We start from the raw sequence: 23,262 nt of genomic DNA, 5'->3' as shown, positions 1-23,262 counted from the left end.
CCTTGATGACGTAGCCGCCGGCGCCGGCGAGGATGGCGTTGAGCATGGCCTCCTCGTCGGTGTAGGAGGTCAGCATCAATACGTTCAGTTCGGGCAGCTTCGAGCGCAGCTCGCGGCACAGTTCGACCCCGTTGCCGTCGGGCAGCCGCACGTCCAGCAGCGCCACGTCGGGGCGCAGGGCCGGGATGCGGGCGAGTGCCTGCGCGGCCGTCGGGGCCTCGCCGACGACGGTCAGTTCGGGGTCGGCTTCGAGCAGGTCGGCCACGCCGCGCCGGACGACTTCGTGATCGTCCACCAGAAACACCGTGATCAAGGTTCGTACCTTTCCAGAATTCTTCGCTGCCCGAGATTGCTAATCCGACCAAAAGTAGGCAGACCCGCGCGATACGTAACTGTTGCTACGCAAGCCGGATAGCCGTGACTGTGGTCGGATTGGCAACAAACGGCACGGTAGCGGGCAGGGGAGCCTCGCGCGGCGTCGTTTGGTCCCCGCCGGTGAGGACCAAGGTCATCTCTTGGCCGGGATCAGCACGGCGGCGCCGTTGACCCGGTCGGCGGCCAGGTCCGCGAGTGCCTTGTCGGCGTCTTCGAGGGCGTACGGGGAGGTCACCACCTGCAACCGGTGTTCGGCGGCGAAGGCGAGGAAGTCTCTCGCGTCCTCGCGGGTATTGGCGGTGACACTGCGCAGCTGACGCTCCTGGAACAGGTGCCGCTGGTAGTTCAGCGAGGGAATGTCGGTGAGGTGGATCCCCGCGACGGCAAGGGTGCCGCCCCGATCCAGCGCCGCCAGCGCGGGCAGGACGAGTTCGCCGGCCGGCGCGAACAGGATCGCCGAGTCCAGTGGCTCGGGCGGTTCGTCCGCCGCCCCGCCCGCCGACGCCGCACCCAGTTCCAGCGCGAGCCGCCGGGCCTCGGCGCTGCGCGTGAGCACGTGGACGGTCGCGCCCTGGGCAAGGGCGACCTGCGTGGCCAGGTGCGCGCTCGCGCCGAACCCGTAGATCCCGAGCCGCCCGCGCGCGGGCAGCCAGGCCCGTCGCAGCGCGCGGTAGCCGATGATCCCCGCGCACAGCAGCGGCGCGAGCTCGGCGTCGGAGTATCCCGCGGGCAGCCGGTGGGCGTAGGGCGCGGGCACGGTCGTGTAGTCCGCGTACCCGCCGTCGGCGTCCCAGCCCGTGTACACCGAGTCAGGGCACAGGTTCTCCTCGCCCGCCCGGCAGTACTTGCAGTGCCCGCACGTGCCGCGCAGCCACGCGACGCCGACCCGGTCGCCCTCGGCGAAGTCGGCCACCCCGGAACCGAGACCCGCGACCTCGCCGACCACCTCGTGCCCCGGCACGACGCCCGCGCGGTGCACCGGCAGGTCGCCTTCCAGGACGTGCAGATCGGTCCGGCACACCCCGCAGGCCAGCACCCGGACCAGCAGTTCGCCGGGCCCCGGGACGGGCACGGGTTCGGTGTGCAACTCGAACCGGGCGGTTCCCGCCCTGCCCGGCCGCGCCACCCGCCACGCGCGCATGTCGGTCATGGACCCAGCCTCAGGGCACCCCGGCGGACTCACCAGGGCCGAACGGCCCTCATCGCCGGGCCGGTGGGCCACCCGAAAGCCCCTGTGCCCGGGGTCACCGGACCCTACCGGCGGCTCGGCCGCGCGCGGAAATCTGGCATCAGAAGCGGAACCGGAAGGGAGGCGGTGGCGATGACCTGGTCGGCGACCGAGGTCGGCGTGCTGGCCCGCGCGGTCAGCAGGGCACCGTCGGTACACAACAGCCAGCCCTGGACGGTGGAGGTGCGCGGCGACGGCGCGGATCTGTTCGAGCGGTTCGAGTCGCGGCTGCCCCGCCACGATCCCGCCGGCCGCGACCGGATGATCTCGTGCGGCGCGGCGCTGACCAACCTGCGGCTCGCGGTGCGGGCACTAGGCTGGGAGGCGAAGGTTTCCCTGTTCCCGCAAGCAGACCGGCCCGATCTGGTGGCGCGCGTCGACGCGGCGGGACGGGATCAGGCGAGCGAAACCGAGGTGAACCTGTACGCCGCGATCTTCCGGCGCCGCAGCTACCGCCTGCCGTTCGGCCTGCACCCGGTCTCGGCTCCCCAAGCCAGGGAGCTGGTGCGTGCCGACACGATCGAAGGCACCGGCATCCGGCTCGTCGATCCGCGCCACGAGGCGCCGGTTCTCGCGGAGTTGCTGGGGTACGCGGGCTCCGTGCTGCGGGACGATCGCGCCTACCAGCGCGAGCTGCGCGCCTGGTCGGATCAGTTCCGAGAACCGCTGCCGGCCGAGCCGACGCTCCCGTGGAGCGGGCTGATCCGGTCCGATTCGCACCTGCCCGACGTGATCACGCTGACCGAGCGGCTGGCCGACGAATGCCTGCTGATCGTGCTCACCGACGACGACAGCCGCCGCGACCACCTGCTCGCCGGATGCGCGCTACAGGAGATCTGGCTGACCGCGGTCACCCACGGGCTCACCGGTTCGGTGCTGACGCAGCCGCTGCAGCTGCGCGAGGTGCGGGCCGGCCTGATCGAGCGGCTCGAGCTGCCCGGGCATCCGCAGGCGATCCTCCGCGTCGGCTACCCCGTGACCGCCACCCCCGCAGCCGAACCCCTGGTAGCCACTGAAAGTAGGACCATCCGTGAACGATGAAATCAACGGCTACACCGTCGTCGCCGGGGTCGACGGCTCGGCGTCCGCACTGCACGCCGTCCGCTGGGCGGCGCGCGAGGCCGCGCGCCGCGCCGCGCCGGTACTGGTGCTGCACACCGCGTTCGTCCCCGAACCCGAGCCGTACAGCCCGGTCCGGTTGCCGCGCAGCTACGGCGACGCGGTCCTCGAACAGGGCGAGCAGTGGCTCGCCGAAGCGGCGAAGGCAGCTCACGAAGCGGCACCCGAGGTGACTGTCCGCACCGAACAGCGAGTCGGTCTCGCCGCCGACCACCTGGTGCGCGCGAGCGAGCGGGCGGGGCTCATCGTGGTGGGCTCCCGCGGGCTCGGCGGCGTGGCCGGGATGGTTCTCGGCTCGGTCGCCGCGGCGGTCGCGGCGCACGGCCATTGCCCGGTCGTGGTGGTGCGCGGGCGGACACCCGAGCAGGCGCCCCCGGACTCCGGCCCGGTGGTGGTCGGCACGGACGGTTCGCCGGGCAGCGACGCCGCGGTCGCGTTCGCGATGCAGATGGCCGCCGAGCGCGGGGTACCGGTCGTCGCCGTGTACGTGGCGCACCGTTCCGGCGTGACGCTGCCCGCCGAGGTTCAGCGGCAGCTGGACGCGGTGACGGCGCGATACCCGGGCGTCGAGGTGCGGGAACAGATCGTGCAGGACCGCCCGGCCCGCGGCATCGTCGCGGCGGCGGAGGGCGCGCAGCTCATCGTGGTCGGCTCCCGCGGCCGTGGGGGCTTCGCGGGCCTGGCGTTCGGCTCGACCAGCGGCGGTGTGCTCCGGCAGGCGCCGTGCCCGGTCGCGATCGCGCGGAACTAGTGCGGCAGTGCCGTGAGGGGCCCCCTCATGCCCTTATGTGCCGTGAGGGACCCCCTCACGGCACAAACTAGTGCGGCAGGGTCAGGCGGAAGACGGCCCCGGCGGGCTCGGCGTTGCGGGCGGAGACTGAACCGCCGTGGCGGGCGGCGATCTCGCTCACCAAGGCCAGGCCGAGGCCGTACCGGCGCCGCGGGCGGTCGTCCTCCGTGGTGCCGGTGGCGAAGCGCGTGAACAGCGACGGGATGAGCGCCGGGTCGATGCCGGGACCGTCGTCGGCCACCTCGGCGATGACCTCGCGCCCGGCACGCACCGACACGGTCACCGCACCGCGGGCGTGCCGGATCGCGTTGTCCAGCAAGGCGTTCAGCGCGCGGCGTAACGCGGCTGCCGAACCGTGGATCGTCACTTCGCCCTCGGCCGACACCGTCAGGCGCACCCCCTGCGCGGTGGCCTCCGGCTGCGCCGCCGAGACGACCGCGCGGGCGAGGTCCGCCAGATCGACCAGGCGGACCGGTTCCGCCTCGCGCGGGTCCGCGGCCAGCAACAGGTCCTCGAGGATCTCCGTCAGCTGCCGCGCGTCCGCGACCAGTTCGTCGGCTTCGGCCTTCGCCACCCGCGCGTCGCCGAGATGGCGCCGCAGCAGCTGCGCCCGTGTGCTGAGCAGGGTCAGCGGCGTCCGCAACTCGTGCCCGGCGTCGGCGACGAACCGGCGCTGCAGGGCGAGTGCCTGCGTCAGCGGCTGGGCCGCGCGCCGCCCGAGCCACGCCCCGGTCACCCCGGCGAGCAGCAGGCCCAGCAGACCCGTGATGAGCAGCGCCCGCAGCAGCCGCTCGCGTTCCTGGTGCGCCGACCGCAGATCCAGGATCGCCTGTACGACCTCGTCACCCCGGCGTTCGGTCAGCACGCGGTACTCGCGATCGCCGATGTGGACGTCGTCGGTCCCGGTCGCATCGCCGGCGGCCAGCGCCTGCTCGTCGGGAAGCCCGGGCGGCAGGCCCGGGGTCGCCGCCACGTTCCCACCGCGCGCGATCACCAGCCAGGTACCCGAGGGCGGGTCGCTCACGTCGTCGGCGCGGGCGATCGCGCTCTCCAGCAAGGTGTTCTCGTCGGCATGCTGGCTGCGCAGCACGACGAGGACCGACACCCCGCACAGCACGGCCACCGTCACCGCGACCGCGAGCGCCGACTGGAATCCCGCGCGCAGCGCAGTGCGGCGCAAGAGCCGCGCGTCGTCCGACAGCCGCCGCGTCATTCGAGCCGGCCGAGCTGGTACCCGCGCCCGCGCACGGTGTCCACGATCCGGCGCCCGAGCTTGCGCCGCAGATAGTGCACATAAGTGTCCACAACGGACTCCTGCTCGGCGTCGTCGAACACCAGCGACAGCAGCTGGGCGCGGGAGAACACCTGGCCCGGCCGCGTCGCGAGCAGGGCCAGCAGCGCGCACTCGCGCTCGGACAGCCGCACCGGCTCGGTGCTCTCGCCGGTCACGAGGCGGGTGTCGAGCTCGAGCCGCCCGCCGGGTAGCGGCAGCGCCCGCGCGGTGTCGAGGTGGCGCCGCCGCAGCGCGCGCAGCCGGGCGAGCAGTTCGTCGAGGTCGAACGGTTTCGCCAGGTAGTCCTCGGCGCCCGCGTCGAGCCCGGTGACCCGGTCCGCGGGGTTGCCCAGCGCGGACAGGATGAGCGTCGGCGTGGCCACGCCACGGGCGCGCAGCCGGGTCAGCAGGTCGAGCCCGTCGAGCGCGGGCAGGCCACGGTCGAGCAGCAGCACGTCGTACCCGCGGGTGAGCCCCAGGTGCAGCCCGCGCTGGCCGTCCCCGGCCTCGTCGACCAGGTAGCCCTCTTCGGTCAGCAGCGTGCGCAACATGTCGAGCAGCTTCGGGTCGTCTTCGACGACCAGCACCCGCGGCACACCGGGATCGTCCACACTGGCCATTGTGCCGGTGGGGCCCTTCGGCCCGCCGGACGGGGACACCCGGCCCTGCCCGCGCTCCCGGTGATCCCGGCATCGTGGGACGCATGGCACAAGCGATCCTGGTGGGTGTCGACGGCTCGGACTCGGCTCTGCACGCGACCCGGTGGGCCGCGCACGAGGCGGTCCGCCGCCACACGCCGCTGCATCTGTTCCACGCCTGCGTCCTGCCCCCGCTGGGCCCGCACGTCACCGCCGCGACCGAGGCCGGGGTGACCGAGACGCTCATCGAGCAGGGGCACCAGTGGCTGCGGCTGGCGAAGGGGGTCGCCTGGGAGGCGGAACCCGGCGTCGAGGTGCGGACCGAACTGCGGGTCGGCCTGGCGGCCGGCGAACTGATCGGCGAATCCGCGCACGCGCTGCTCGTGGTGCTGGGTTCGCGCGGGCTGGGCGGGTTCAAGGGCATGCTGGTCGGTTCGGTGTCCTCCGGGGTCGCCGCGCACGGGCACTGCCCGGTCGTGGTCGTCCGCGGGCGGCTGCCCGGCGACGCGCCGCCGGAAGGCGGGCCGGTCGTGGTCGGCGTCGACGGGTCCGAGGTCAGCGACTCGGCGGTCGCGTTCGCCTTCGAGGAGGCGAGCCTGCGGAACGTGCCGCTGGTCGCGGTACACACCTGGATCGACGTGTCGGTCGCCGAGACCTGGTCGGCACTACCGTTCGACGTCGACTGGGAGGCGGTCGCCGAGGATGAGCGCAGGCTGCTGGCCGAGCGGATGGCCGGCTGGCAGGAGAAGTACCCGGAGGTCGAGGTGCGGCAACGGGTCGTGCGGGACCGGCCGGTGCGCGGGCTGCTCGGCGAGGCCGGGGACGCCCAGTTGATCGTCGTCGGTTCTCGCGGCAGGGGCGCTTTCAAGGGGATGGGCTTAGGCTCGACTAGTCAGGCGTTGCTACACCACAGCGAATGCCCGGTCGCCGTGGTCCGCCCCAGTGGAGTCGCGCATGGTCGAGAAACTGCCTCGTAAGGCCTACGAGCGTGAGCTGGCCCGGTTGCAGGGCGAGCTCGTCAAGCTGCAGGAATGGGTGCGTGCCGAGCGGCAGCGGCTGGTGGTGATCTTCGAGGGGCGTGACGCCGCCGGCAAGGGCAGCACCATCAAACGCATCACCCAGTACCTCAACCCGCGGGTCGCGCGGATCGTGGCCCTGCCGAAACCCGACGACCGCGAGCGCGGGCAGTGGTACTTCCAGCGGTACGTCGAACAGCTTCCCGCCGCCGGCGAGATCGTGCTGATGGACCGCAGCTGGTACAACCGCGCCGGGGTCGAGTGGGTGATGGGCTTCTGCTCGAACGACGAGCACCGGCGGTTCCTGCACCAGTGCCCGATCTTCGAGCGGCTCCTGGTCGAAGACGGGGTCCTGCTGCGCAAGTACTGGTTCTCGGTCGGCGCCGAGGAACAGGAGCGGCGGCTGCGTGCCCGGCTGCACGATCCGGTGCGGCGCTGGAAGCTCTCCGCGGTGGACCTGCAGTCGATCGAGCACTGGGACGACTACTCGCGCGCCAAGGACGAGATGATCCTCTACACCGACATCCCCGAGGCACCATGGTCCATCGTGGACAGTGACGACAAGCGGCGCGCGCGGCTCAACATGATCGCGCACCTGCTGGGCAGCATCCCGTACCACGAGGTGCCGCCGCCGGTGATCCGCGTGCCGGACCGCCCGCCGCCGGACGGGTACCGGCGGCCGGAGAAGAACCCGGGCAGCTACGTCCCGGACCACACCGCGACCCTGTGATCAGGCCGGGACGTTCCGGCCGCCGAGCGCGGCCAGTTCGAGCGCGCGGGTGATGTCGTCGAGCCCGACGGTCCCGGCGAGGGTGCCGTGCTCGACCACGAGCACGAGGTCGTCGGCGGAGCGAAGGCCGCCCGTGGACAGCAGATCGAGCACGCGGTCGCCGGGCCGCGCGATGTGGCGCGCCGGGTGGCCGGCGTCGGACACCCGCGTGACGAGCCGTTGCTGCGCCGTGAGCCGTGCCAGCTCACGCAGGCTCACCACGCCTTCCGGCCGCCCGTCGAACGACGTCACCGGGAACACCCGTTTCCGCGCCTGCCCGGCTGCCTGCTCGACGAACGCCGCGACCGTCCACCAGCCGGGCGCGACCGGCGGATGCGGGTCCATGATGTCGCGCACCGTGATCCCGCCCAGCTGCTCCCGCATGAGCCCCGCGTTCACGTCCATCTGCGCGGCCCCGATGAGGAACCAGCCGACCAGGCCGAGCCACAGGCCACCGAGCGAGCCGAGCAGCAGGACCTCCGCGAAGCCGAGCGCGATCAGCAGCCCGCCGAGGACCTGCCCGGTCTTCGCGGCGACCGCGGCGGCCCTGGCGCGGTCGCGGGTCCGCTTCCACACCAGCGCGCGGAGCACGCGCCCGCCGTCCAGTGGCGCGCCCGGCAGCAGGTTGAACACGCCGAGCAGCAGGTTGGTCAGGCCGAGCCAGCTCAGCCCGGTGACGATCAGCGCGGGCAGGTGCCCCGCGGCCAGGACGGCCCCGCCGTAGCCCGCCCCGCCGATCGCGAGGCTCACCAGCGGGCCGCTCAGCGCGATCCACAGATCCGCCTTGGGGCTGGGCGGGTTCCCGTCGAGTTCGGTCATCCCGCCGAGCATCCACAGCGTGATGCTCTTGACGGTCATCCCGTACCGGCGCGCCCGCACCGCGTGCATCAGCTCGTGCGCCAGCAGCGAGGCGAGGAAGCAGACCGCGGTGACGATCGCCGTGGCCCAGTAGGCGACCGCCTGGTGCCCGGGCGCGGCGGCCGGCAGCACCTCGGCGGCCAGCATCCACGACAGCAGGGCGAGCACGATCGCGACCGACCAGTGTGCCCGCACTCCGATCCCGGCGAAGCGGCCCAGCGGGAGCGATGAGCTGAACATGCCCCGATCGTGCGCGTGCCGCCGTTCTCGGACGTAGGGCCGCAGGTGACCTCCGGGAGGACTTTCTGCTCTTCTGCGTGCTTCGCCCGGCGCGGCAGCGTGCGGTGGAGGAGGCGAGAAACATGCAGGAAAAGCATTGGCGCGTGGACATCTTCATCGACGAGCACGAGCGCGTCACGCGTGCGCAGGCCCGGCTGCTCAACCCGGACGAGACGGGGCTGATCGGCACCGGCACGGCGCGGCTGAACCCGCGGGACGCCGCAGTCCCGGAGATCGGGGACGAGCTCGCGGTCTCGCGGGCGCTGGCCGACCTCGCGCACCAGTTGCTGGACGCGACGGTCGCCGACATCGAAGGAATCACCCACACCGACGTCCACCTCGGACGCTGACCACGAAGGAGAACCCATGAAAGCGGCGGTGGTGCCCGAACTCGGGGCCAAGCTGGAGATCCGCGATCTGCCCGTCCCCGAGCCGGGACCGGGCCAGGTGCTCGTGCGGATGCAGGCGAGCGGCGTCTGCCACACCGACATCCACGCGGCGAACGGGGACTGGCCGGTCAAGCCGAACCCGCCGTTCGTGCCCGGGCACGAAGGGGTCGGGACCGTCGAGAAGCTCGGGCCCGGCGCCGGGCTGCACGCGCCCGGTGAGCGGGTCGCGATCGCCTGGCTCGGTTCCGCCTGCGGGCACTGCGCGTACTGCGTGTCCGGCTGGGAGACCCTCTGCGAGTCCCAGCAGAACAGCGGCTACTCCGTCGACGGCGCGTACGCCGAGTACGCCGTGGCCGACGACCGGTTCGTCGTGACCGTCCCGGATGGAGTGTCCAGTATGGACGCGGCGCCGCTGACGTGCGCCGGGGTCACCACGTTCAAGGCGGTCAAGGTGTCCCGGCTCGCGCCGGGGGAGACCGCCGTCGTGTTCGGCATCGGCGGGCTCGGGCATCTCGCGCTGCAGTACGCGCGGATCGCCGGCGCGCGCGTGATCGCGGTCGACCTCGAGGACGAGAAGCTGGACCTGGCCATCGAGCTGGGGGCCGACCAGGTGGTCAACGCGCGCCGGAAGGACCCGGTCGAGGCGATCGGCAAGCTCGGCGGCGCCGACGTCGCGATCGCGCTCGCCACGTCCTCGAAGGCGTTCGACCAGGCCTTCGGATCGCTGCGGCGGGGTGGCCGGCTGGTGTGCGTGGCGCTGCCCGCCGACGGCCGGATCGAGCTGCCCATCTTCGACACGGTGCTCGGCGGCAAGTCCGTCATCGGGTCGATCGTGGGCACGCGCAAGGACCTCGCCGACGTGTTCGCGCTGCACGCGGCGGGCCGGACCCGGATCATCGCCGAACCGCGCCGGCTGGAGGATGTCAACTCCTGCTTCGACGAGGTGCTCTCCGGCAAGGTCCCGGCCCGGCTGGTGTTCCGGTTCTGACGGCGTCCGGTCCAAGAAACCTCCCAGAATTCGGCGGCAGGCTGTGCCCGTCGAGATCGTCAACCGGGGGGTTTGACCTTGCCCGTCTTCATTTCCGGACTGCCCATGCACGTGCTGGTGGTGCACGCCGTGGTCGTCCTGGTCCCGCTGTCGGTGCTGGCCGCGATCACCGTCGCGGTGTGGCCCGCCGCACGCCGCCGGTTCGGCTGGCTCGCGGTGGGCCTCGCCGCGGTCGCCACCGTGTGCATCCCGATCGCCACTAGCAGCGGCGAGGACCTGCGTGACCGGCTCGTGCCGACCGAGCTGATCCGCGAGCATGCCCGTCTCGGCGATCAGCTGCTGATCTTCGTCGCGGGCCTCCTGGTGGTGCTCGCCGGCCTGGTCTGGTTCGCGAGCCGGAACGGGACGCCGACGTGGGTGCTGCCCGCGCTCATGGTGGCGACCGTCGGGCTCGCCGGGGTGTCGGCGGTCCAGGTCGTCCGCATCGGCGATTCGGGCGCGCACGCCGCGTGGAGCGCCGTGCAGTACACCGCGCCGCAGCACCAGGGCGACGACGGTTAGCGAGGGACCTCGGCCAGGACGCTGAAGGCCTTTCTCCCCTCCGCCAGGGCGGTTCGCCGCGTGAAGCTGAGGGCGTGAACACCAAGGCAATCACCGCGGACAGGATCGAGATCACGGTGCGCGGGCGGCTTCCCGGCGCCGGGGACTACCTGCGCCGCCGCCTGCACGAGGCGCTCGTGCACGCACCCGAACCCGTCCTGGCCGCCCGCGCGACCCTGACCCGGCACAACGATCCCGCGGTCGCCGACAAGGTCTCCGCCGCGGCGAACGTCGACCTGGACGGTCGGCTCATCCACGTCGACGTGTCCGGGGAAACGGTCGCCGAAACCGTCGATCACCTGCGCGATTCCGTGCGGCGCTCGCTCGAGCGGACGGTGCGGCCCCACCGCCGCCGGGCGGCGGCCGAGACGGCGGTCGCGGCGCGGGAGCGGGAGATCGTGCGGCACCGCACCTTCAGTCGCGCTCCCGTCGCGATCGCGGACGCGGCGGCGGAACTGGACGCGCTCGGCTACGAGTTCCACCTGTTCACCGATGTCGCGACGCGTCAGGACTGCGTGCTCTACCGGGTGCCCGGCGGGTACCGGGTCGCGGCCGCCGGAGCCGGGCGCCTGACCGCCCCGAACCGGGTGACGGTGAGCCCGCGGACGGCGCCGTGGCTGACGCTGGCCGAGGCCCGTGACCGGTTCGAGCTCGACGACCGCCCGTTCCTGTTCTTCGCCGAAGCGGGCACCGGCCGGGCCGCCGTCCTGTACCGCCGCCACGACGGCCACCTCGGCCTGATCAGCGCGGCTTAGCATTTTGGCGGCGGAGCCGCGTCTGCCACGCCGTCAACCGGCACCGCCGTGGGTTCTGAGGTGGTTCCTGGCGAGGACAGCGCCGACGTGGTGTACCGGCGTACATGAGGAGGCGATCCCGGAGCGAGGGGCCGCCTCAGGTTCCGCCACCCGCACCGCCACGCAAGCCAGGTCGAACAGTCCTCATGACACGGGCGCGCACCAGACGACTTTGGTGCCGCCCCCCTGCGCGGCGGAGACGCTGAACGAACCTCCGGCGTCCTCGGCGCGGGTGGCGAGATTGTGCAGCCCGCTCCGGGCGATCTTGTCCGGCATGCCGTGCCCGTCGTCGGTGACGTCGATGACGAGGTCGTCGCTCACGGAGATGGTGACCGTGACGGTGGTGCCGCCCGAGTGCCGGACGGCGTTGCTCACCGCTTCCCGCACGACGGCTTCGGCGTGCTCGGCCAGCGGCGCGGACACCACCCCCAGCGGACCCGAAACCCGGACGGTGGACTGCAGGCTCGAGTCCGCGGTGATCTCCGCGATGATCTCGTGCAGCCGCTTGCGCAGCTGCGTGGTGCCCTGGAGCCCGCCGTGCAGGTCGAAGATCGCGGTCCGGATCTCGGCCACGATGCTCTGCACGTCCTCGACCGCATCCGACAGCCGGCTCTGGATGTCGGGGGAGCGGCTGCGCAACCGGGTGCTCTGCAGCGCGAGGCCGTGCGCGAACAGCCGCTGGATGACGTGGTCGTGCAGGTCGCGGGCGATCCGGTCGCGGTCGGCGAGGACCTCGAGCTGGTAGAGGCGGCGCTGGTCCTCGGCCAGCTGCAGGGCGATCGCCGCCTGGTCGGCGAAGGCCGCCGCGAGCGGGAGCTGGTCGCTGCGGAACGGTTCGGCGCCGGCCTTGCGCAAGGCGACCAGCACCCCGGACACCGTGTCCGACGAGGCGCGCAGCGGCAGAATCAGCGCCGGCCCGAGGTCCTCGGGGAGGCCGACCGACAGTTCGCCCCGCAGCCTCACGGTCTGCACCGGCGACGCGTTGCGGAAGGCTTCCCCGGAGCTGGTGCCCTCGACCGGGATATGGCGCCCTCGCAGCCCGTCGGGGTTTATCCCGGCGCATACGGTGACGATCAGGTTCTCCACCTCTTCGGTGGGCAGTTCCGGGTCCTCCGGCTGGGCGACGAGCGTGTAGTCCGCGCCGGTCAGCGCGAGCGTGCGGTTGGCGACGAGCTCGAGCACCCCTTCCGGTTCGGCCGTGGACAGCAGCTCGGCGCGGATCTCGCTGGTCGCCTCCTGCCAGCGCTGCCGCAGGCGTGCCTCCTCGTACAGGCGGGCGTTCTCCACCGCGATCCCGGCCGCGGCGGCGAGCGCCTGCACCACGACCTCGTCGTCCTCGGTGAAGGGCTGACCGTTCGCCTTCTCGGTGAGGTAGAGGTTCCCGAAAACCTGGTCACGCACGAGCACGGGCACGCCGAGGAAGCTGCGCATCGGCGGGTGATGAGCCGGGAAGCCCGAGGAGGACGGATGCTGCGACAGATCGTTGAGGCGGATGGGTTTCGGCTGCTCGATGAGCAGGCCGAGCAGGCCGTGCCCCTCGGGCAGGTTCCCGATCTTGGCGCGCGCCGCTTCGTCGATGCCCTCGTAGACGAACTCGGCGAGCCCCACGCCGTCTGCGTTGAGCACGCCGAGCGCGCCGTAACGGCAGTCCACGAGGTCGATCGCGGCGTGCACGATCCGGCGCAGGGTGGCGTCGAGCTCGAGACCGCTGGCGACGGCCAGCATCGCTTCGAGCAGCCCGTCCATCTGATCACGGGCGCCCACCAGCTGCTCGACGCGATCTTGTACCTCGCTGAGCAGCTCCCGCAGCCTGAGCTGCGACAACGTACCGCGGAGCGACGGGGTGCCCTCGCCCGCGCCACCGTTTTCGGAAGCCATACGCCCAGCTTGGCATTGGTGCCGCGGATTCTCCAGGGCACTTCCGGCGAACTGCTCCATCGCTGGGGTCGTAGGTCACTAGCCCGCGCGGCGAGCGCGGGCGATGCTCTGGCCATGAACGAACCAGGACTGGACGATCCGCGGAACGCGGGCACCGTCGAGGTACTCGTGTACCAGGACGGCCGGCTGCTGCACCGCCAGCTGTGCGAGTCCGACGAACAGGCGTCGGACGTGGTGGCGCAGTGGTCCGAACTGCCGGGCGTGACGTGCGACGTCGAGGATCTCGCGGCACGCCACGAGGCCGGGGACATACTCGAGGCCGAGCCGGCGGAGCCCTTCGACGAGGACCGCTGAAGCCGTCTACAATGGACCGGCCCGCGCAAGGGTCTTTATGCTCTACCGGTCACCCGGCGAAGTGACCAGCATGGGCGGGATGGCCAGGGGCTGGCACCTGCCGGGGAATGGACGATTGAGTGGATCGTGACCGCGCGATGCGGGTCTGGACCTCGGTGGCGCTGTGCGCGAAACGGCGTGGTGAGCCGTTGACCCCCGCCCATGCGTGCCTCGCCTGCGTCGACGCTCTCGCGGTGAGCGGCGCCGCCCTGGTGCTCGCGAGCGACTACGGCACCACCGAGCCCGTGTACCTGACCGGAGCCGGTGCGAAGGCACTGGCCGAGCTGCAGACGACCCTCGGTGAGGGGCCGGGCATCGACGCGATCGCTTCGGGTACCCCGGTGATGGCGGGCGACCTCGGCTCGGTGGCCGCCGCCGGCCGGTGGCCGGTGTTCGCGCCCGAAGCGGCGCGGCGGGGCACGAAGAGCATTTACAGCGTTCCCCTGGCGCTCGGCGCGTTGCGGATCGGTGCCCTCGACCTCTATCGCGACGACCCCGGCGAGCCGGACCGGGAGGAGCTCATGGACGCCGTCGTGTACGCCGACACCGCGTTGCTGCTGGTGCTGGACGATCTCGGCGGCATCCCGACGCCGTCCGAGGCGCCCGAGCACGCCGGGCGGCCCGTGTTGTGGCAGGCCGAAGTGCACCAGGCGGCGGGGATCGTTTCTGTTCAGCTGGGCGTGCCGGTACTGGACGCGCTCGTGCGGCTGCGCGCGCACGCGTTCGGCACCGGGGACCCGCTGAGCGAGGTGGCACGCGCGGTGGTGGAGCGCCGGTTACGCCTGGAAAATGGCTCCAACGGCTTCCACCGGCGAAGGGAGGAACGGTCGTGACGGACCTACGACCACTAGCCGAGCTCACACACACTCTCGTCGGCGAGTTCGACCTGCTCGAGTTCTTCCAGCGGCTCGTGGCGCACGCGCACGAGTCGGTCGGGGTCGCGGCGGCGGGCCTGCTGCTGGCCGGTAACGGCGGCACGCTCACCCACGTGGCCGCGTCCGACGAGCAGGCGAGGTTGCTCGAGGTCTACCAGTTGCAGGCCGATGAGGGACCTTGCCTGGACTGCTGGCGTACCGGTGAGCCGGTGCGCGCCCCCGATCTCTCGCTCGCGGCGGACCGGTGGCCGCGGTTCGCCGAGGAGGCCGCCCGGCGGGGTTTCGCGGCCGCGCACGCGCTGCCGGTGAGGCTCGGCGGGCAGCTCATCGGCGGGTTGAACCTGTTCTCCGCCAAGCCCGACGAGCTCGCGGAGGACCGGTTCACGCTGGCGCAGGCACTCGCCGACGTGGCCGCGATCGGCCTGCTGCAGCAGCGCGCCTTGCGACGCCGGGAGCTGATCGACGAGCAGCTGCGGTCCACGATCAACGCGCGGCTCGCGGTCGAGCAGGCCAAGGGCGTGCTCGCGGCGGCGCGCGAGATCGGCGTCGAGGACGCGGCCGTGCTGCTGCGCGGCTACGCCGCCCGGCACGACCTGCAGCTGGGCGACCTCGCGGCCAGGATCGTGCGCCGCGATCCCAGCCTCGGCGATCTGGCCGCCCAGTCGTCCGATGTGGACTGACCTCAGCCCGCGTCGCCCAGGTGGGCGCGGAGCCGCTTGGCCGCGTCTTCGGGCAGGACGGTGATGACCGGGACGCCCGTCGCGAGCTCCAGCCCGGCCGGCAGCGCCAGGCGCGGGTGGATGCGCAGCCACCAGGTCAGGTAGGGCACGTGCTCCAGCCCGGCCGGGGCGGTGTGCAGGATCAGGTTGTACGCCGGATCGCCGAGCTCGTCCCGCAGCGCGGCCAGCACGCGGCGAAGTACGTGCGCCACCGAAGGCAGCTCTTCGTCCGGCACGGCCGCGAAATCCGCGCGGTGCCGCGTCGGCGCGATCCGCACTTCGAACTCGGCGGCGGGCGCGAACGGGCTGTAGGCGACGGCCCGCGCGCCCGCGAGCACGACCCGGTCACCGGCCGCGAGCTCCCCGGTGAGCAGGTCGGCGGCGAACGGGCGGCCGGTGCGGTCGTAGTGCTCGCGCATCACCGTCAGCTCGCGCCGCACGGCGGTGGACAGCACGGGCAGGCCGGCGATCTGCGAATGCGGATGCGACAGTGACGTGCCCGCCGCGCTGCCGCGGTTGCGGAACACGACGACCTGAGCGGCGTCCTGGCGGAGCGCGCGATGCCGGATCTGCCAGGCCCGCAGCAGATCGGTGACCTCCTCGTCGGTCGCGACCGCGATGTCCCAGTCGTGGTGCGGGGATTCGATGAGCACCTCGTGGTGATCGGAAAGGGCGTACCGGTTGCGCACCGCCCGCAGCCGCCAGCCCGGCTCGCCCGGGCCCGGCAACCGCCAGGTCTCCTGGGGCGTGTCCTCGTTGTGGCCCGGGCAGAACGGGCAGGCGTCGGGCACGTCGCCGGGGCGCCCGGCCCGGCCCGGCGCGAGCACGGCCCAGTCGCCGCCAAGGTGGTCCCAGCGTAGTTCGCCGCCGTGCCACTGCCTCGTCGTGGTCATGGGCGTACCTCCTGTCCTGCCACCGAAGCGTCGGCGCGACACGGAATCGCTGCCCAGGGCGGGTGGTCCCGACAGGTGAGGACCAAGGTCCGCCGCGGCTGCGGGTGGGCTTGTGCTCAGGTGAGAAGTGAGGCGGCCGTGGCCGCCGCGAAAGTGGGGGTGAGCATGAGCGTCGCGCTTTCGGTCGTGGTCCCGTGTTTCAACGAGGAACGCGCGCTGCCGCGGCTGTTCGCGCGGTTGCGCCAGGTGCTGCCGGCGGCCGCCGGAACGTTCGAGGTCATCTTCGTCGACGACGGCAGCACGGACCGCACCCTGCCGCTGCTGCGGGCGTTCTTCTCGGCCGACCAGCGGTTCCGGTATGTGGCGCTGAGCCGGAACTTCGGCAAGGAATCCGCGATGCTCGCCGGCCTCGGCCGGGCCTGCGGTGACGCGGTGGCGATCGTGGACGCCGATCTACAGCATCCGCCCGAGCTGCTGACCGAAATGATGCGGTTGCTGCGCGAAGGCCATGATCAGGTGATCGCGCGAAGACGCACGCGCGCCGGGGACCCCCGCGTGCGCGCCTTCCTGGCCCACCTGTTCTACCGGCTGATCAACCGGATGGTCGACGTCGAGATCGCCGACGGGCTCGGCGATTTCCGCCTGCTGGACCGGAAAGCGGTGGATGCCCTGCTGAGCATGGGCGAGTACAACCGCTTCTCGAAGGGACTTTTCGCGTGGATCGGGTTCGACACGGTGACCGTCGGCTACGACAACGTGCCGCGCGCCGGCGGCACCAGCAAATGGACCGTCAGGAAGCTGCTCGACTACGGCATCGACGGGGTCGTGTCGTTCAACAACCGGCCCCTGCGGCTGGCGATCTACGCCGGTGCGCTGAGCACGCTCGTCGCGTTCGGCTACGCCGCCTGGGTGCTGGTTTCCGCGCTGGTGCAGGGGAACCCGGTGCCCGGGTACGTCACGACGATCTGCGGGGTGTTCGTGTTCGGCGGCCTGCAACTGCTGATCCTCGGCGTGATCGGGGAGTATCTGGGCCGCATCTACTTCGAGACGAAACGCCGGCCGCATTTCCTGATCCGCGAGGCGAGCGAATCCGCGCCGGCGACGCTGCCCCTGCCACGGGTCACCGCCCGCCCGCGGGCGGACCGGTGACGCTCGGGCGCCTGGTGCGCTTCGGCCTCGTCGGCGTGCTCAACACGGCCACCTACTACGGGCTTTACCTGCTGCTGCACCGGTTCATGCCGTATCTGGCCGCGCATGTGCTCGCCTTCCTGATCAGCATGACCGGCTCGTACTTCCTCAACTGCGCCTTCACCTTCCGCACCCGCCCGACCTGGAAGAAGTTCCTGCTCTTCCCGCTGTCCAACGCGACGAACCTGGTCGTCACCTCCACCGGGCTGTACCTGCTCGTCGGCGTGTGGCACCTGAACCAGGTGGTGGCGCCGCTCGTGGCGGCCGCGTTCGCGGTGCCCGTCACGTTCGTGGTCGCGAAGCTCGTGCTCGTCGGGCAGGAGACGGTCCGGTGACGGCGGCGGAACTCTCGAATTGCACTGGGCACCGCCGGGGTTCAACCTGGGCTTGGTGTCGCTCGGAATCGGCTCGGTCGCAGCCGCTGCCTTCGGGCTGTGGCACCGCCGGGCCCGGCGGAAGGCGGGAGCTGGATGACTGGAACGGCACGGCTGGTGCAGCGGACGTTCTTCGCGCCGCCGCGTGATCTGGAGCCTGAGGGGTTGTATGTCGAGACGGAGTGCGGGGTGGTGGTCGCGGAGCGGGCGCGGCTGCGGGTGCAGCCCAACGCCCGGGTCACGACGAACACCTACTTCGGCCGGTTTCCCGCGAGTTATTGGCAGCGGTGGACCCCGGTTGAGCGGGTGTATGTGCGGGTGATGGCGCAGGGGGAAGGCCGGATCCGGCTGATGGCGTCTGACAGCGACGGGCGCCCGCGTGCGGTGGACAGCGTGCGGGTGCCCTCGGCGGGGCCGTGCGAGTTGCAGGCTGGTCTTGACCAGTTCGCCGACGGCGGCGCGTTGTGGCTGGAGTTCACCACGGGCACCGAGCCGTTGATCGCCGGTGAGGTGCGCTGGGAGGTCGTGGCACCCGCGGATGAGCGCGGCGCGGTGGTGGCGATCTGCACGTATAACCGGGCTGATGAGTGCGTGGCTACCCTGCGGACGCTGGCGGCCGACGCCGAGTGCGTCGCGGGCTTGGACGCGGTGTACGTCGTGGACCAGGGCAGCGATCCGGTGTCCTCGCGGCCGGGGTTCGCCGAGGTCGGGGACGCGTTGGGTGAGGTGTTGCGCTATGTTCGCCAGCCGAACCTCGGTGGGGCCGGGGGGTTCACCCGCGGCATGGTCGAGGCCACCAGCGGCGATCCGGGGACCTGGCCGTATGTGCTGCTGATGGACGACGACATCGTGCCCGAGCCCGACACGGTGCTGCGCATGCTCGCGTTCGCCACGTCCACGGCGAAACCGGCGATCGTGGGCGGGCAGATGCTGCAGTTGCTGCACCCGGCCCGGCTGCACGTCGGTGCCGAGGGGACCGATCTGGCGCGCCTGCGGGCCGGGCGCGCGGTGCCCGAGGCCGTGCGCGACGCCGACATGACCTCCACGCGCCAGGAGATCCGCGTGGACGCCGAATACAACGCCTGGTGGTCCTGCGTGATCCCGCCGCAGGTGCTCGCCGGCGTCGGGTACCCGCTGCCGATGTTCTTCCAGTGGGACGACATCGAGTACGGGCTGCGGGCACGCGACGCCGGGTTCGCGACCGTCACCCTGGCCGGGGCGGGGGTGTGGCACGCGGACTTTTCGTGGAAGGACTGGGACGACTGGTCGCGCTACTTCAGTCTCCGCAACGCGCTCGTGGTCAGCGCGCTGCACGGCGAGTTCGCGATCGCGGGCACGGCGTGGTTCCTGTTCGGGGAGCTGTGGCGGTATCTGAGCTCGATGCGGTACGGGCTCGCGCGCACGCTGATCAGCGCGGTGGAGGATTTCCTGCGCGGACCCGACGTGCTGGCCGACGGCGGGGTGCAGGCCGCGGCGGCGATCCGCAAGCTGCGTGCGGACTACCCGGAAACGGTGGTGCACCCCTCGTACGGCGCGCCGGTGCTGCCGGTCCAGGTCCCCGAGCCGACACCGTCTAAACCGAACCTCGTGCTCGCGAAACGCGCGGTGTACCAGGTGCTGGGGCGCACCCGTGGCCCCGCGACGATCGCCGCCCGGCACAACCACTGGTGGCACGTGTCGCTGTACGGCAAGGCCGTGGTGACCGACCCGGCACAAAACGGCGTGCGGCTGCGCGAGCGGGACCCGGTCGCGCTGCGGGCACTGGCCTCACGTGGTACGCGTGTGCTGGTGCGGTTCCTGCGTGAGGGCCGGCGCGCCGGCCACCGGTACCGGGCCGCGCTGCCGGACCTGGTCACCCGGGAGAACTGGACGAGGCTGTTCGGCAACGAGTAAAGGGGAGACGCCATGTTCGATCGGCTCCGGCACGGGCTACGGGCCAAACTGGTCCGGATCGCCGACGAAGCCGCCGACCGTCAGCACGCCCGGGTGGAGGCGCTGATCAGCGAACTCCGGCGGGACGTGCGCGACGAATCCGCGCGCCTGACGCACGCCATGCGGGAGATCGAGTTCCGCGCCCGCCGCGACATCCACGCGGCCGGGGAACGGGCCGCGGTCGCCAGCACCGAACGGTTCGCCCGCCACCACATGCCCACCATCACCACCTTCCCGCATCCCGAGGAAACCCTGCGGCACTGCCTCGCGCACGTGCCCGCCGACGGGCTCGTCCTGGAGTTCGGGGTGTTCAGCGGCAGCACCCTCAAGACCATCACCACCGCACTGCCCGGCCGCGACATCTACGGATTCGACTCATTCCAGGGACTGCCCGAGGCCTGGCGGCCCAACATCCCCGCCGGCGCGTTCAACACCGGTGAAATACCCGAGGTGGACGGCGCACGGCTCGTCGTGGGCTGGTTCGACGACACGCTACCCGGGTTCCTCGCCGACCATCCCGGCCCCGTCGCCTTCCTGCACCTGGACGCCGACCTGTACTCCTCCACCGCGACCGTGCTCGAACAACTCGGCCACCGGCTACAACCCGGCAGCATCGTGCTGTTCGACGAATACTTCAACTACCCCAACTGGGAAGAACACGAACACCGCGCCTGGCAAGAGTTCGTCGCCCGCTCCGGCATCACCTTCGAATACCTCTGCTACACCTCGAACAACGAACAACTCGCCCTCCGCATCACCTGACGGCCGAACCCGCCTCCCCGAACGACGAACTCTACGTTGGGGCCAGGAGGATCCAGACCGGGCCGGGGGCCGCGGTCAGCAGCGCACCCGAATCGGTGGCGAAACTCGTGCCCGCGGTCAGCGAAGGCCGCGACCAGGTGCCGTGGAAGGCCTGCCCGTCACGCAGGACCGTCACCTGGCCGGTGCCGATCGTGCGCGCCACCGGCGAGGCGCCGACGAGGCCGCCCGTCGTGGCCGTCACCCGCTGCACGATCACCGTCGCCGCGGACAGCTGCCCGGATTCCGTCGAGGTGAACGGGGTGCCGCTCATCGAGATCTGCCAGCGCTCGCCGTCCCAGTGAAAACCGAAGGCGACCCCGCCCAGCGTGGCGGTCTGGTCCGTGGCCGGCGTCCCCCCGGCCGGCGCCGACCCGCGCGGCAGTACCGCTTCGGGCGAGGTCCCCTGGCTGGTCGGCAGCGCCGCCGGGTGCAGGTACAGGTTGTGCGGCGCGTTGCCGCCCTGGCGGAAGTACGCGTCCGGCGTGTCGCCGGGCGAGGCGTTGACCACCCGATCGGACACCGGAGCCGCGTGCAGCGCCTGCACGACCGGGGGAGCGGCACCCGAATAGGCGAATACCGGACGCCCGTACTGCCCCAGCAGATCGAGGTCCGTTTCACGCGCGCTGCGCACAGGCCCGATCACCGCCGGCCGGTTCGCCGTGAACACCGCCGCGATCCGGGTCAGCCCGCCTTCCACCGGCTCGACGTAGATCACGTCGGCCGAACCGAGGCCGGTCGCCGGCCGTGCCTCGGCCACGTTGTCGATCTTCACCACCAGTACCGGCCCGGCCGGCCGCGCGCCCGGCGGCGGTGGGCTCGCCGACTCGTTCCCGCCCGGCGACCGGATCAGGAAGACCGCCACCAGCGCCGCGGCGGCCAGCACGACCACGACCGCGACCAGCACCAGGACCTGCTTGCGCCGCATACCCCTGTCTCCCTCCTGGGTACCCCCGAAACGCCATCGTCCCGCCGCCGCGTACCCGCCCGCAGCTGCCGAAGGACCCCTTTTCGGTCCATTGTGGACAGGAATCGGGCAGGGACGGAAGTCCTCCGGATCAGTGACCTGCAACCCTGGCCGGGCACGCGCGGCCCGGACTTGCCTGAAGGTGTCAGCGACAACGGGAGAGAGGAGAACGGCGATGGCGACTTTGATCCCACGGCCCACGTTCATTCCGGACGTGTTCCGCCTGCTGGAGGATGAGTTCGGCGACCAGCACCCTGTCCGTGTCGAGGACTACGTCGAGGACGGGACGTACGTCGTGCGTGCCGAGCTCCCTGGGATGGACCCCAAGGAGGACATCCATGTCACCGTCGAGCGGGGCGAGCTGCGGCTGCAGGCCGAGCGGAAGTTCGTCAAGCACGACCGGGGGCACACGGAGTTCGCGTACGGCACGTTCGCCCGGACCGTCCGGCTGCCCGAAGGCGCGGATGCCGCGCAGGTGACGGCCGGCTACGAGGCGGGTGTCCTCGAGGTCAGGATCCCGGTGCAGGGCAAGACCAAGGCACGCGAGATCCCGGTCGAGACAGCGGAGTGACCGCCGGGCGCCGGCACCCCACACCCGGGTGCCGGCGTTTTTCAGCCTTCTTCCACCGCGCCGGTGAGCCGCGCGATCTCCACGCGCAGGCCCAGGCCGAAGTCCGCGCTGATGCCACGCGGCCGCTCCGCGGCGGCCAGCGGGCGCGCGAGCCCGATGCCGGTCACGGTCCATCCGCCGGGCGCGTGCAGGTTCCGCTGGGTCACCGTGATCGTCACGGTCCGCCCGGCCGCACGGCGGACCAGCGCCCGGTCCGCGCCCGCGGGGACCAGCAGGTCCCCGTCGTCGCGCACGAAACACGTCAGCGACACCGGATCCTGCCCGTCGATCGAGGCCAGGACCGGCCGGAACCGCTGCGGCGAGCGGATCAGCCGCACGCATTCGCCGTGCGACAGCGTTCTCGTCGGCACGCCGCTCTCCTTCAGTCCACAAAGGATGATCGCGATCGGGTCCGGGTGGTCCCCGTGGTTGAGGAACTTAGTCCCTAGGCCGCGCGCCGCGCTACGCCCACCATCGGACGCGGACACGAGAAGGAGGAGAGATGGCGATTCGCGTGGCGATCAACGGTTTCGGCCGGATCGGGCGGGACGTGCTGCGGTGCGTGCTGGAGCAGCCGGACGGGGAGGTCGAGGTGGTCGCGGTCAACGACCTGACCTCGCCGGAGACGCTGGCGCACCTGCTGGAGTTCGATTCGACCTACGGCCCGCTGGAGACCCCGGTGCGGGTGCACAAGTCCACCATGTCGGTGGGCAGGCAGACGATCCACGTCATCGACCAGCCGGATCCGGCACAGCTGCCGTGGGGTGAGCTGGACGTGGACGTCGTGATCGAGTCCACCGGCCTGTTCCGCAGCCGCCAGGCCGCCGCGCAGCACCTGGACGCGGGAGCGCGCAAGGTGATCGTATCGGCGCCGGGCAAGGACATGGACGCGACGATCGTGGTCGGGATCAACGACGAGGTCTACGACCCCGACCGCCACCACGTCGTCTCGAACGCCTCGTGCACCACGAACTGCCTGGCGCCGATGGTGACCGTGCTGCACCGCTCGTTCGGCATCCGGCGCGGCATGATGACCACGATCCACAGCTACACCAACGACCAGTCCCTGCTCGACGCCCCGCACAAGGACCTGCGGCGCGCCCGCTCGGCGGCGGTGAACCTGATCCCGACCAGCACCGGCGCCGCCCGCGCGATCGGCGAGGTCATCCCGGAGCTGGCCGGGCGCCTCGACGGGATCGCCGTGCGGGTGCCGGTGGAGGACGGGTCGCTGACCGACCTGACCGTCGAACTGGCCGAGCCGGTGACCGCCGGGCAGGTCAACCGCGCCTTCGCGGACGCGGCGTCCGGCAGCCTCAAGCGGGTGCTGCGTTACACCGAGGCCCCGATCGTCTCGCGCGACATCGTGGGCGATCCCGCGTCGTGCGTGTTCGACGCGGGCCTGACCAAGGCCGACGGCAACATCGCGAAGGTCTTCGGCTGGTACGACAACGAATGGGGCTACGCCAACCGGACGCTCGACCTGGTGGAGCTCGTCGCGGCGTACCTGGGCTGACCGTGC

The 23,262-nt window shown here is 71.8% G+C and carries 26 protein-coding genes; 17 read left to right on the top strand and 9 right to left on the bottom strand.

Features of this window, described 5'->3' with window-relative positions:
- A partial coding sequence (locus tag FG385_RS27370; RefSeq protein WP_139099669.1) for a response regulator occupies positions 1 to 313 on the bottom strand: 313 nt, incomplete at its 3' end.
- Between the two features lie 195 nt (positions 314 to 508).
- Positions 509 to 1,516 carry a zinc-binding alcohol dehydrogenase family protein gene (locus FG385_RS27365; RefSeq protein WP_139099678.1) on the bottom strand — a complete coding sequence of 336 codons (1,008 nt, stop codon included), beginning with the start codon at positions 1,514 to 1,516 and terminating at the stop codon, positions 509 to 511.
- A 180-nt stretch (positions 1,517 to 1,696) separates the two neighbouring features.
- On the opposite strand from FG385_RS27365, the gene FG385_RS27360 reads away from it, so the two are divergent.
- A complete protein-coding gene (locus tag FG385_RS27360) occupies positions 1,697 to 2,644 on the top strand; it encodes an Acg family FMN-binding oxidoreductase (RefSeq protein WP_139099668.1) in 948 nt (315 codons plus the stop codon).
- Positions 2,634 to 3,473, top strand: a complete 840-nt coding sequence (locus tag FG385_RS27355) for a universal stress protein (protein WP_235022823.1) — start codon at positions 2,634 to 2,636, stop codon at positions 3,471 to 3,473. Before FG385_RS27360 ends, FG385_RS27355 begins: the two co-directional genes overlap by 11 nt.
- A 67-nt stretch (positions 3,474 to 3,540) precedes the next feature.
- On the opposite strand, the gene FG385_RS27350 is transcribed toward FG385_RS27355, so the two are convergent.
- Both FG385_RS27350 and FG385_RS27345 read right to left on the bottom strand, forming a co-directional pair.
- Positions 3,541 to 4,725: a sensor histidine kinase gene (locus tag FG385_RS27350; RefSeq protein ID WP_139099667.1), complete on the bottom strand. Its 1,185-nt coding sequence runs from the start codon at positions 4,723 to 4,725 to the stop codon at positions 3,541 to 3,543.
- Positions 4,722 to 5,396, bottom strand: coding sequence for a response regulator transcription factor (locus FG385_RS27345; protein ID WP_268815947.1), 675 nt, complete (start codon positions 5,394 to 5,396; stop codon positions 4,722 to 4,724). The genes FG385_RS27350 and FG385_RS27345 overlap by 4 nt, the downstream gene beginning before the upstream one ends.
- 92 nt (positions 5,397 to 5,488) lie before the next feature.
- Between FG385_RS27345 and FG385_RS27340 the strand changes: the two genes are divergently transcribed.
- Positions 5,489 to 6,400 carry a universal stress protein gene (locus FG385_RS27340; protein ID WP_139099666.1) on the top strand — a complete coding sequence of 304 codons (912 nt, stop codon included), beginning with the start codon at positions 5,489 to 5,491 and terminating at the stop codon, positions 6,398 to 6,400.
- Positions 6,378 to 7,169: a polyphosphate kinase 2 gene (ppk2, locus tag FG385_RS27335; RefSeq protein ID WP_139099665.1), complete on the top strand. Its 792-nt coding sequence runs from the start codon at positions 6,378 to 6,380 to the stop codon at positions 7,167 to 7,169. The genes FG385_RS27340 and ppk2 overlap by 23 nt, the downstream gene beginning before the upstream one ends.
- Here ppk2 and FG385_RS27330 read toward each other — a convergent pair whose 3' ends face one another.
- Positions 7,170 to 8,306 carry a site-2 protease family protein gene (locus tag FG385_RS27330; RefSeq protein ID WP_139099664.1) on the bottom strand — a complete coding sequence of 379 codons (1,137 nt, stop codon included), beginning with the start codon at positions 8,304 to 8,306 and terminating at the stop codon, positions 7,170 to 7,172.
- A 122-nt stretch (positions 8,307 to 8,428) separates the two neighbouring features.
- Here FG385_RS27330 and FG385_RS27325 point away from each other — a divergent pair, with 122 nt between their 5' ends.
- From FG385_RS27325 to FG385_RS27310, 4 genes are all read left to right on the top strand, one after another.
- Positions 8,429 to 8,695: a DUF1876 domain-containing protein gene (locus FG385_RS27325; RefSeq protein ID WP_139099663.1), complete on the top strand. Its 267-nt coding sequence runs from the start codon at positions 8,429 to 8,431 to the stop codon at positions 8,693 to 8,695.
- 16 nt (positions 8,696 to 8,711) lie between these two features.
- Complete coding sequence (locus tag FG385_RS27320) at positions 8,712 to 9,722, top strand: zinc-dependent alcohol dehydrogenase (protein ID WP_139099662.1); 1,011 nt, start codon at positions 8,712 to 8,714, stop codon at positions 9,720 to 9,722.
- A gap of 78 nt (positions 9,723 to 9,800) precedes the next feature.
- Entirely contained in the window at positions 9,801 to 10,283 is a 483-nt protein-coding gene (locus FG385_RS27315; protein ID WP_139099661.1) for a DUF2231 domain-containing protein, read from the top strand.
- 74 nt (positions 10,284 to 10,357) lie between these two features.
- Complete coding sequence (locus FG385_RS27310; RefSeq protein ID WP_160148900.1) at positions 10,358 to 11,077, top strand: sigma 54 modulation/S30EA ribosomal C-terminal domain-containing protein; 720 nt, start codon at positions 10,358 to 10,360, stop codon at positions 11,075 to 11,077.
- 183 nt (positions 11,078 to 11,260) lie between these two features.
- On the opposite strand, the gene FG385_RS27305 is transcribed toward FG385_RS27310, so the two are convergent.
- Positions 11,261 to 12,994 carry a GAF domain-containing sensor histidine kinase gene (locus FG385_RS27305; protein ID WP_200834677.1) on the bottom strand — a complete coding sequence of 578 codons (1,734 nt, stop codon included), beginning with the start codon at positions 12,992 to 12,994 and terminating at the stop codon, positions 11,261 to 11,263.
- A gap of 114 nt (positions 12,995 to 13,108) precedes the next feature.
- Between FG385_RS27305 and FG385_RS27300 the strand changes: the two genes are divergently transcribed.
- From FG385_RS27300 to FG385_RS27290, 3 genes are all read left to right on the top strand, one after another.
- A complete protein-coding gene (locus FG385_RS27300; protein WP_139099659.1) occupies positions 13,109 to 13,348 on the top strand; it encodes a hypothetical protein in 240 nt (79 codons plus the stop codon).
- 119 nt (positions 13,349 to 13,467) lie between these two features.
- A complete protein-coding gene (locus FG385_RS27295; RefSeq protein WP_139099658.1) occupies positions 13,468 to 14,220 on the top strand; it encodes an ANTAR domain-containing protein in 753 nt (250 codons plus the stop codon).
- Positions 14,217 to 14,942, top strand: a complete 726-nt coding sequence (locus FG385_RS27290) for a GAF and ANTAR domain-containing protein (RefSeq protein ID WP_139099657.1) — start codon at positions 14,217 to 14,219, stop codon at positions 14,940 to 14,942. Before FG385_RS27295 ends, FG385_RS27290 begins: the two co-directional genes overlap by 4 nt.
- Positions 14,943 to 14,944: 2 nt before the next feature.
- Here the strand turns inward: FG385_RS27290 and FG385_RS27285 are convergent, their stop codons facing one another.
- Complete coding sequence (locus FG385_RS27285) at positions 14,945 to 15,874, bottom strand: galactose-1-phosphate uridylyltransferase (RefSeq protein WP_139099656.1); 930 nt, start codon at positions 15,872 to 15,874, stop codon at positions 14,945 to 14,947.
- Between the two features lie 138 nt (positions 15,875 to 16,012).
- Here FG385_RS27285 and FG385_RS27280 point away from each other — a divergent pair, with 138 nt between their 5' ends.
- The 4 genes from FG385_RS27280 to FG385_RS27265 all read left to right on the top strand — a co-directional run bounded on the left by FG385_RS27280 (position 16,013) and on the right by FG385_RS27265 (position 20,130).
- Positions 16,013 to 17,023, top strand: coding sequence for a glycosyltransferase family 2 protein (locus FG385_RS27280; RefSeq protein WP_235022822.1), 1,011 nt, complete (start codon positions 16,013 to 16,015; stop codon positions 17,021 to 17,023).
- On the top strand, positions 17,020 to 17,397 hold the full coding sequence (locus tag FG385_RS27275) for a GtrA family protein (protein ID WP_139099655.1): 378 nt from the start codon (positions 17,020 to 17,022) through the stop codon (positions 17,395 to 17,397). Before FG385_RS27280 ends, FG385_RS27275 begins: the two co-directional genes overlap by 4 nt.
- A gap of 135 nt (positions 17,398 to 17,532) precedes the next feature.
- Positions 17,533 to 19,329, top strand: coding sequence for a glycosyltransferase (locus FG385_RS27270; protein WP_139099654.1), 1,797 nt, complete (start codon positions 17,533 to 17,535; stop codon positions 19,327 to 19,329).
- A gap of 12 nt (positions 19,330 to 19,341) precedes the next feature.
- Positions 19,342 to 20,130 (top strand): TylF/MycF/NovP-related O-methyltransferase, encoded by a 789-nt coding sequence (locus tag FG385_RS27265; RefSeq protein WP_139099653.1) that lies wholly within the window; start codon positions 19,342 to 19,344, stop codon positions 20,128 to 20,130.
- Between the two features lie 31 nt (positions 20,131 to 20,161).
- Here the strand turns inward: FG385_RS27265 and FG385_RS27260 are convergent, their stop codons facing one another.
- Complete coding sequence (locus FG385_RS27260; protein ID WP_139099652.1) at positions 20,162 to 21,094, bottom strand: DUF3048 domain-containing protein; 933 nt, start codon at positions 21,092 to 21,094, stop codon at positions 20,162 to 20,164.
- 214 nt (positions 21,095 to 21,308) lie between these two features.
- On the opposite strand from FG385_RS27260, the gene FG385_RS27255 reads away from it, so the two are divergent.
- Complete coding sequence (locus tag FG385_RS27255; protein WP_139099651.1) at positions 21,309 to 21,704, top strand: Hsp20/alpha crystallin family protein; 396 nt, start codon at positions 21,309 to 21,311, stop codon at positions 21,702 to 21,704.
- A 41-nt stretch (positions 21,705 to 21,745) separates the two neighbouring features.
- Here FG385_RS27255 and FG385_RS27250 read toward each other — a convergent pair whose 3' ends face one another.
- On the bottom strand, positions 21,746 to 22,114 hold the full coding sequence (locus FG385_RS27250; protein WP_139099650.1) for a hypothetical protein: 369 nt from the start codon (positions 22,112 to 22,114) through the stop codon (positions 21,746 to 21,748).
- A gap of 131 nt (positions 22,115 to 22,245) precedes the next feature.
- On the opposite strand from FG385_RS27250, the gene gap reads away from it, so the two are divergent.
- Complete coding sequence (gene gap / locus FG385_RS27245) at positions 22,246 to 23,256, top strand: type I glyceraldehyde-3-phosphate dehydrogenase (RefSeq protein ID WP_139099649.1); 1,011 nt, start codon at positions 22,246 to 22,248, stop codon at positions 23,254 to 23,256.
- Positions 23,257 to 23,262 lie beyond the last annotated feature (6 nt).

It is taken from the genome of Amycolatopsis alkalitolerans (assembly GCF_006152065.1).
GTDB lineage: Bacteria > Actinomycetota > Actinomycetes > Mycobacteriales > Pseudonocardiaceae > Amycolatopsis_E > Amycolatopsis_E alkalitolerans.
Note: the sequence above shows the minus strand (reverse complement) of the source record. Positions and strands in the feature narration are given on the sequence as shown.

Bases quoted from the DNA above. Each gene is read 5' to 3' on its own strand.
- FG385_RS27365 (WP_139099678.1), bottom strand. From the start codon at position 1,516: ATGCGCGCGTGGCGGGTGGCGCGGCCGGGCAGGGCGGGAACCGCCCGG.
- FG385_RS27360 (WP_139099668.1), top strand. From the start codon at position 1,697: ATGACCTGGTCGGCGACCGAGGTCGGCGTGCTGGCCCGCGCGGTCAGC.
- FG385_RS27350 (WP_139099667.1), bottom strand. From the start codon at position 4,725: ATGACGCGGCGGCTGTCGGACGACGCGCGGCTCTTGCGCCGCACTGCG.
- FG385_RS27340 (WP_139099666.1), top strand. From the start codon at position 5,489: ATGGCACAAGCGATCCTGGTGGGTGTCGACGGCTCGGACTCGGCTCTG.
- ppk2 (WP_139099665.1), top strand. From the start codon at position 6,378: ATGGTCGAGAAACTGCCTCGTAAGGCCTACGAGCGTGAGCTGGCCCGG.
- FG385_RS27330 (WP_139099664.1), bottom strand. From the start codon at position 8,306: ATGTTCAGCTCATCGCTCCCGCTGGGCCGCTTCGCCGGGATCGGAGTG.
- FG385_RS27325 (WP_139099663.1), top strand. From the start codon at position 8,429: ATGCAGGAAAAGCATTGGCGCGTGGACATCTTCATCGACGAGCACGAG.
- FG385_RS27320 (WP_139099662.1), top strand. From the start codon at position 8,712: ATGAAAGCGGCGGTGGTGCCCGAACTCGGGGCCAAGCTGGAGATCCGC.
- FG385_RS27305 (WP_200834677.1), bottom strand. From the start codon at position 12,994: ATGGCTTCCGAAAACGGTGGCGCGGGCGAGGGCACCCCGTCGCTCCGC.
- FG385_RS27300 (WP_139099659.1), top strand. From the start codon at position 13,109: ATGAACGAACCAGGACTGGACGATCCGCGGAACGCGGGCACCGTCGAG.
- FG385_RS27285 (WP_139099656.1), bottom strand. From the start codon at position 15,874: ATGACCACGACGAGGCAGTGGCACGGCGGCGAACTACGCTGGGACCAC.
- FG385_RS27270 (WP_139099654.1), top strand. From the start codon at position 17,533: ATGACTGGAACGGCACGGCTGGTGCAGCGGACGTTCTTCGCGCCGCCG.
- FG385_RS27265 (WP_139099653.1), top strand. From the start codon at position 19,342: ATGTTCGATCGGCTCCGGCACGGGCTACGGGCCAAACTGGTCCGGATC.
- FG385_RS27260 (WP_139099652.1), bottom strand. From the start codon at position 21,094: ATGCGGCGCAAGCAGGTCCTGGTGCTGGTCGCGGTCGTGGTCGTGCTG.
- FG385_RS27255 (WP_139099651.1), top strand. From the start codon at position 21,309: ATGGCGACTTTGATCCCACGGCCCACGTTCATTCCGGACGTGTTCCGC.
- gap (WP_139099649.1), top strand. From the start codon at position 22,246: ATGGCGATTCGCGTGGCGATCAACGGTTTCGGCCGGATCGGGCGGGAC.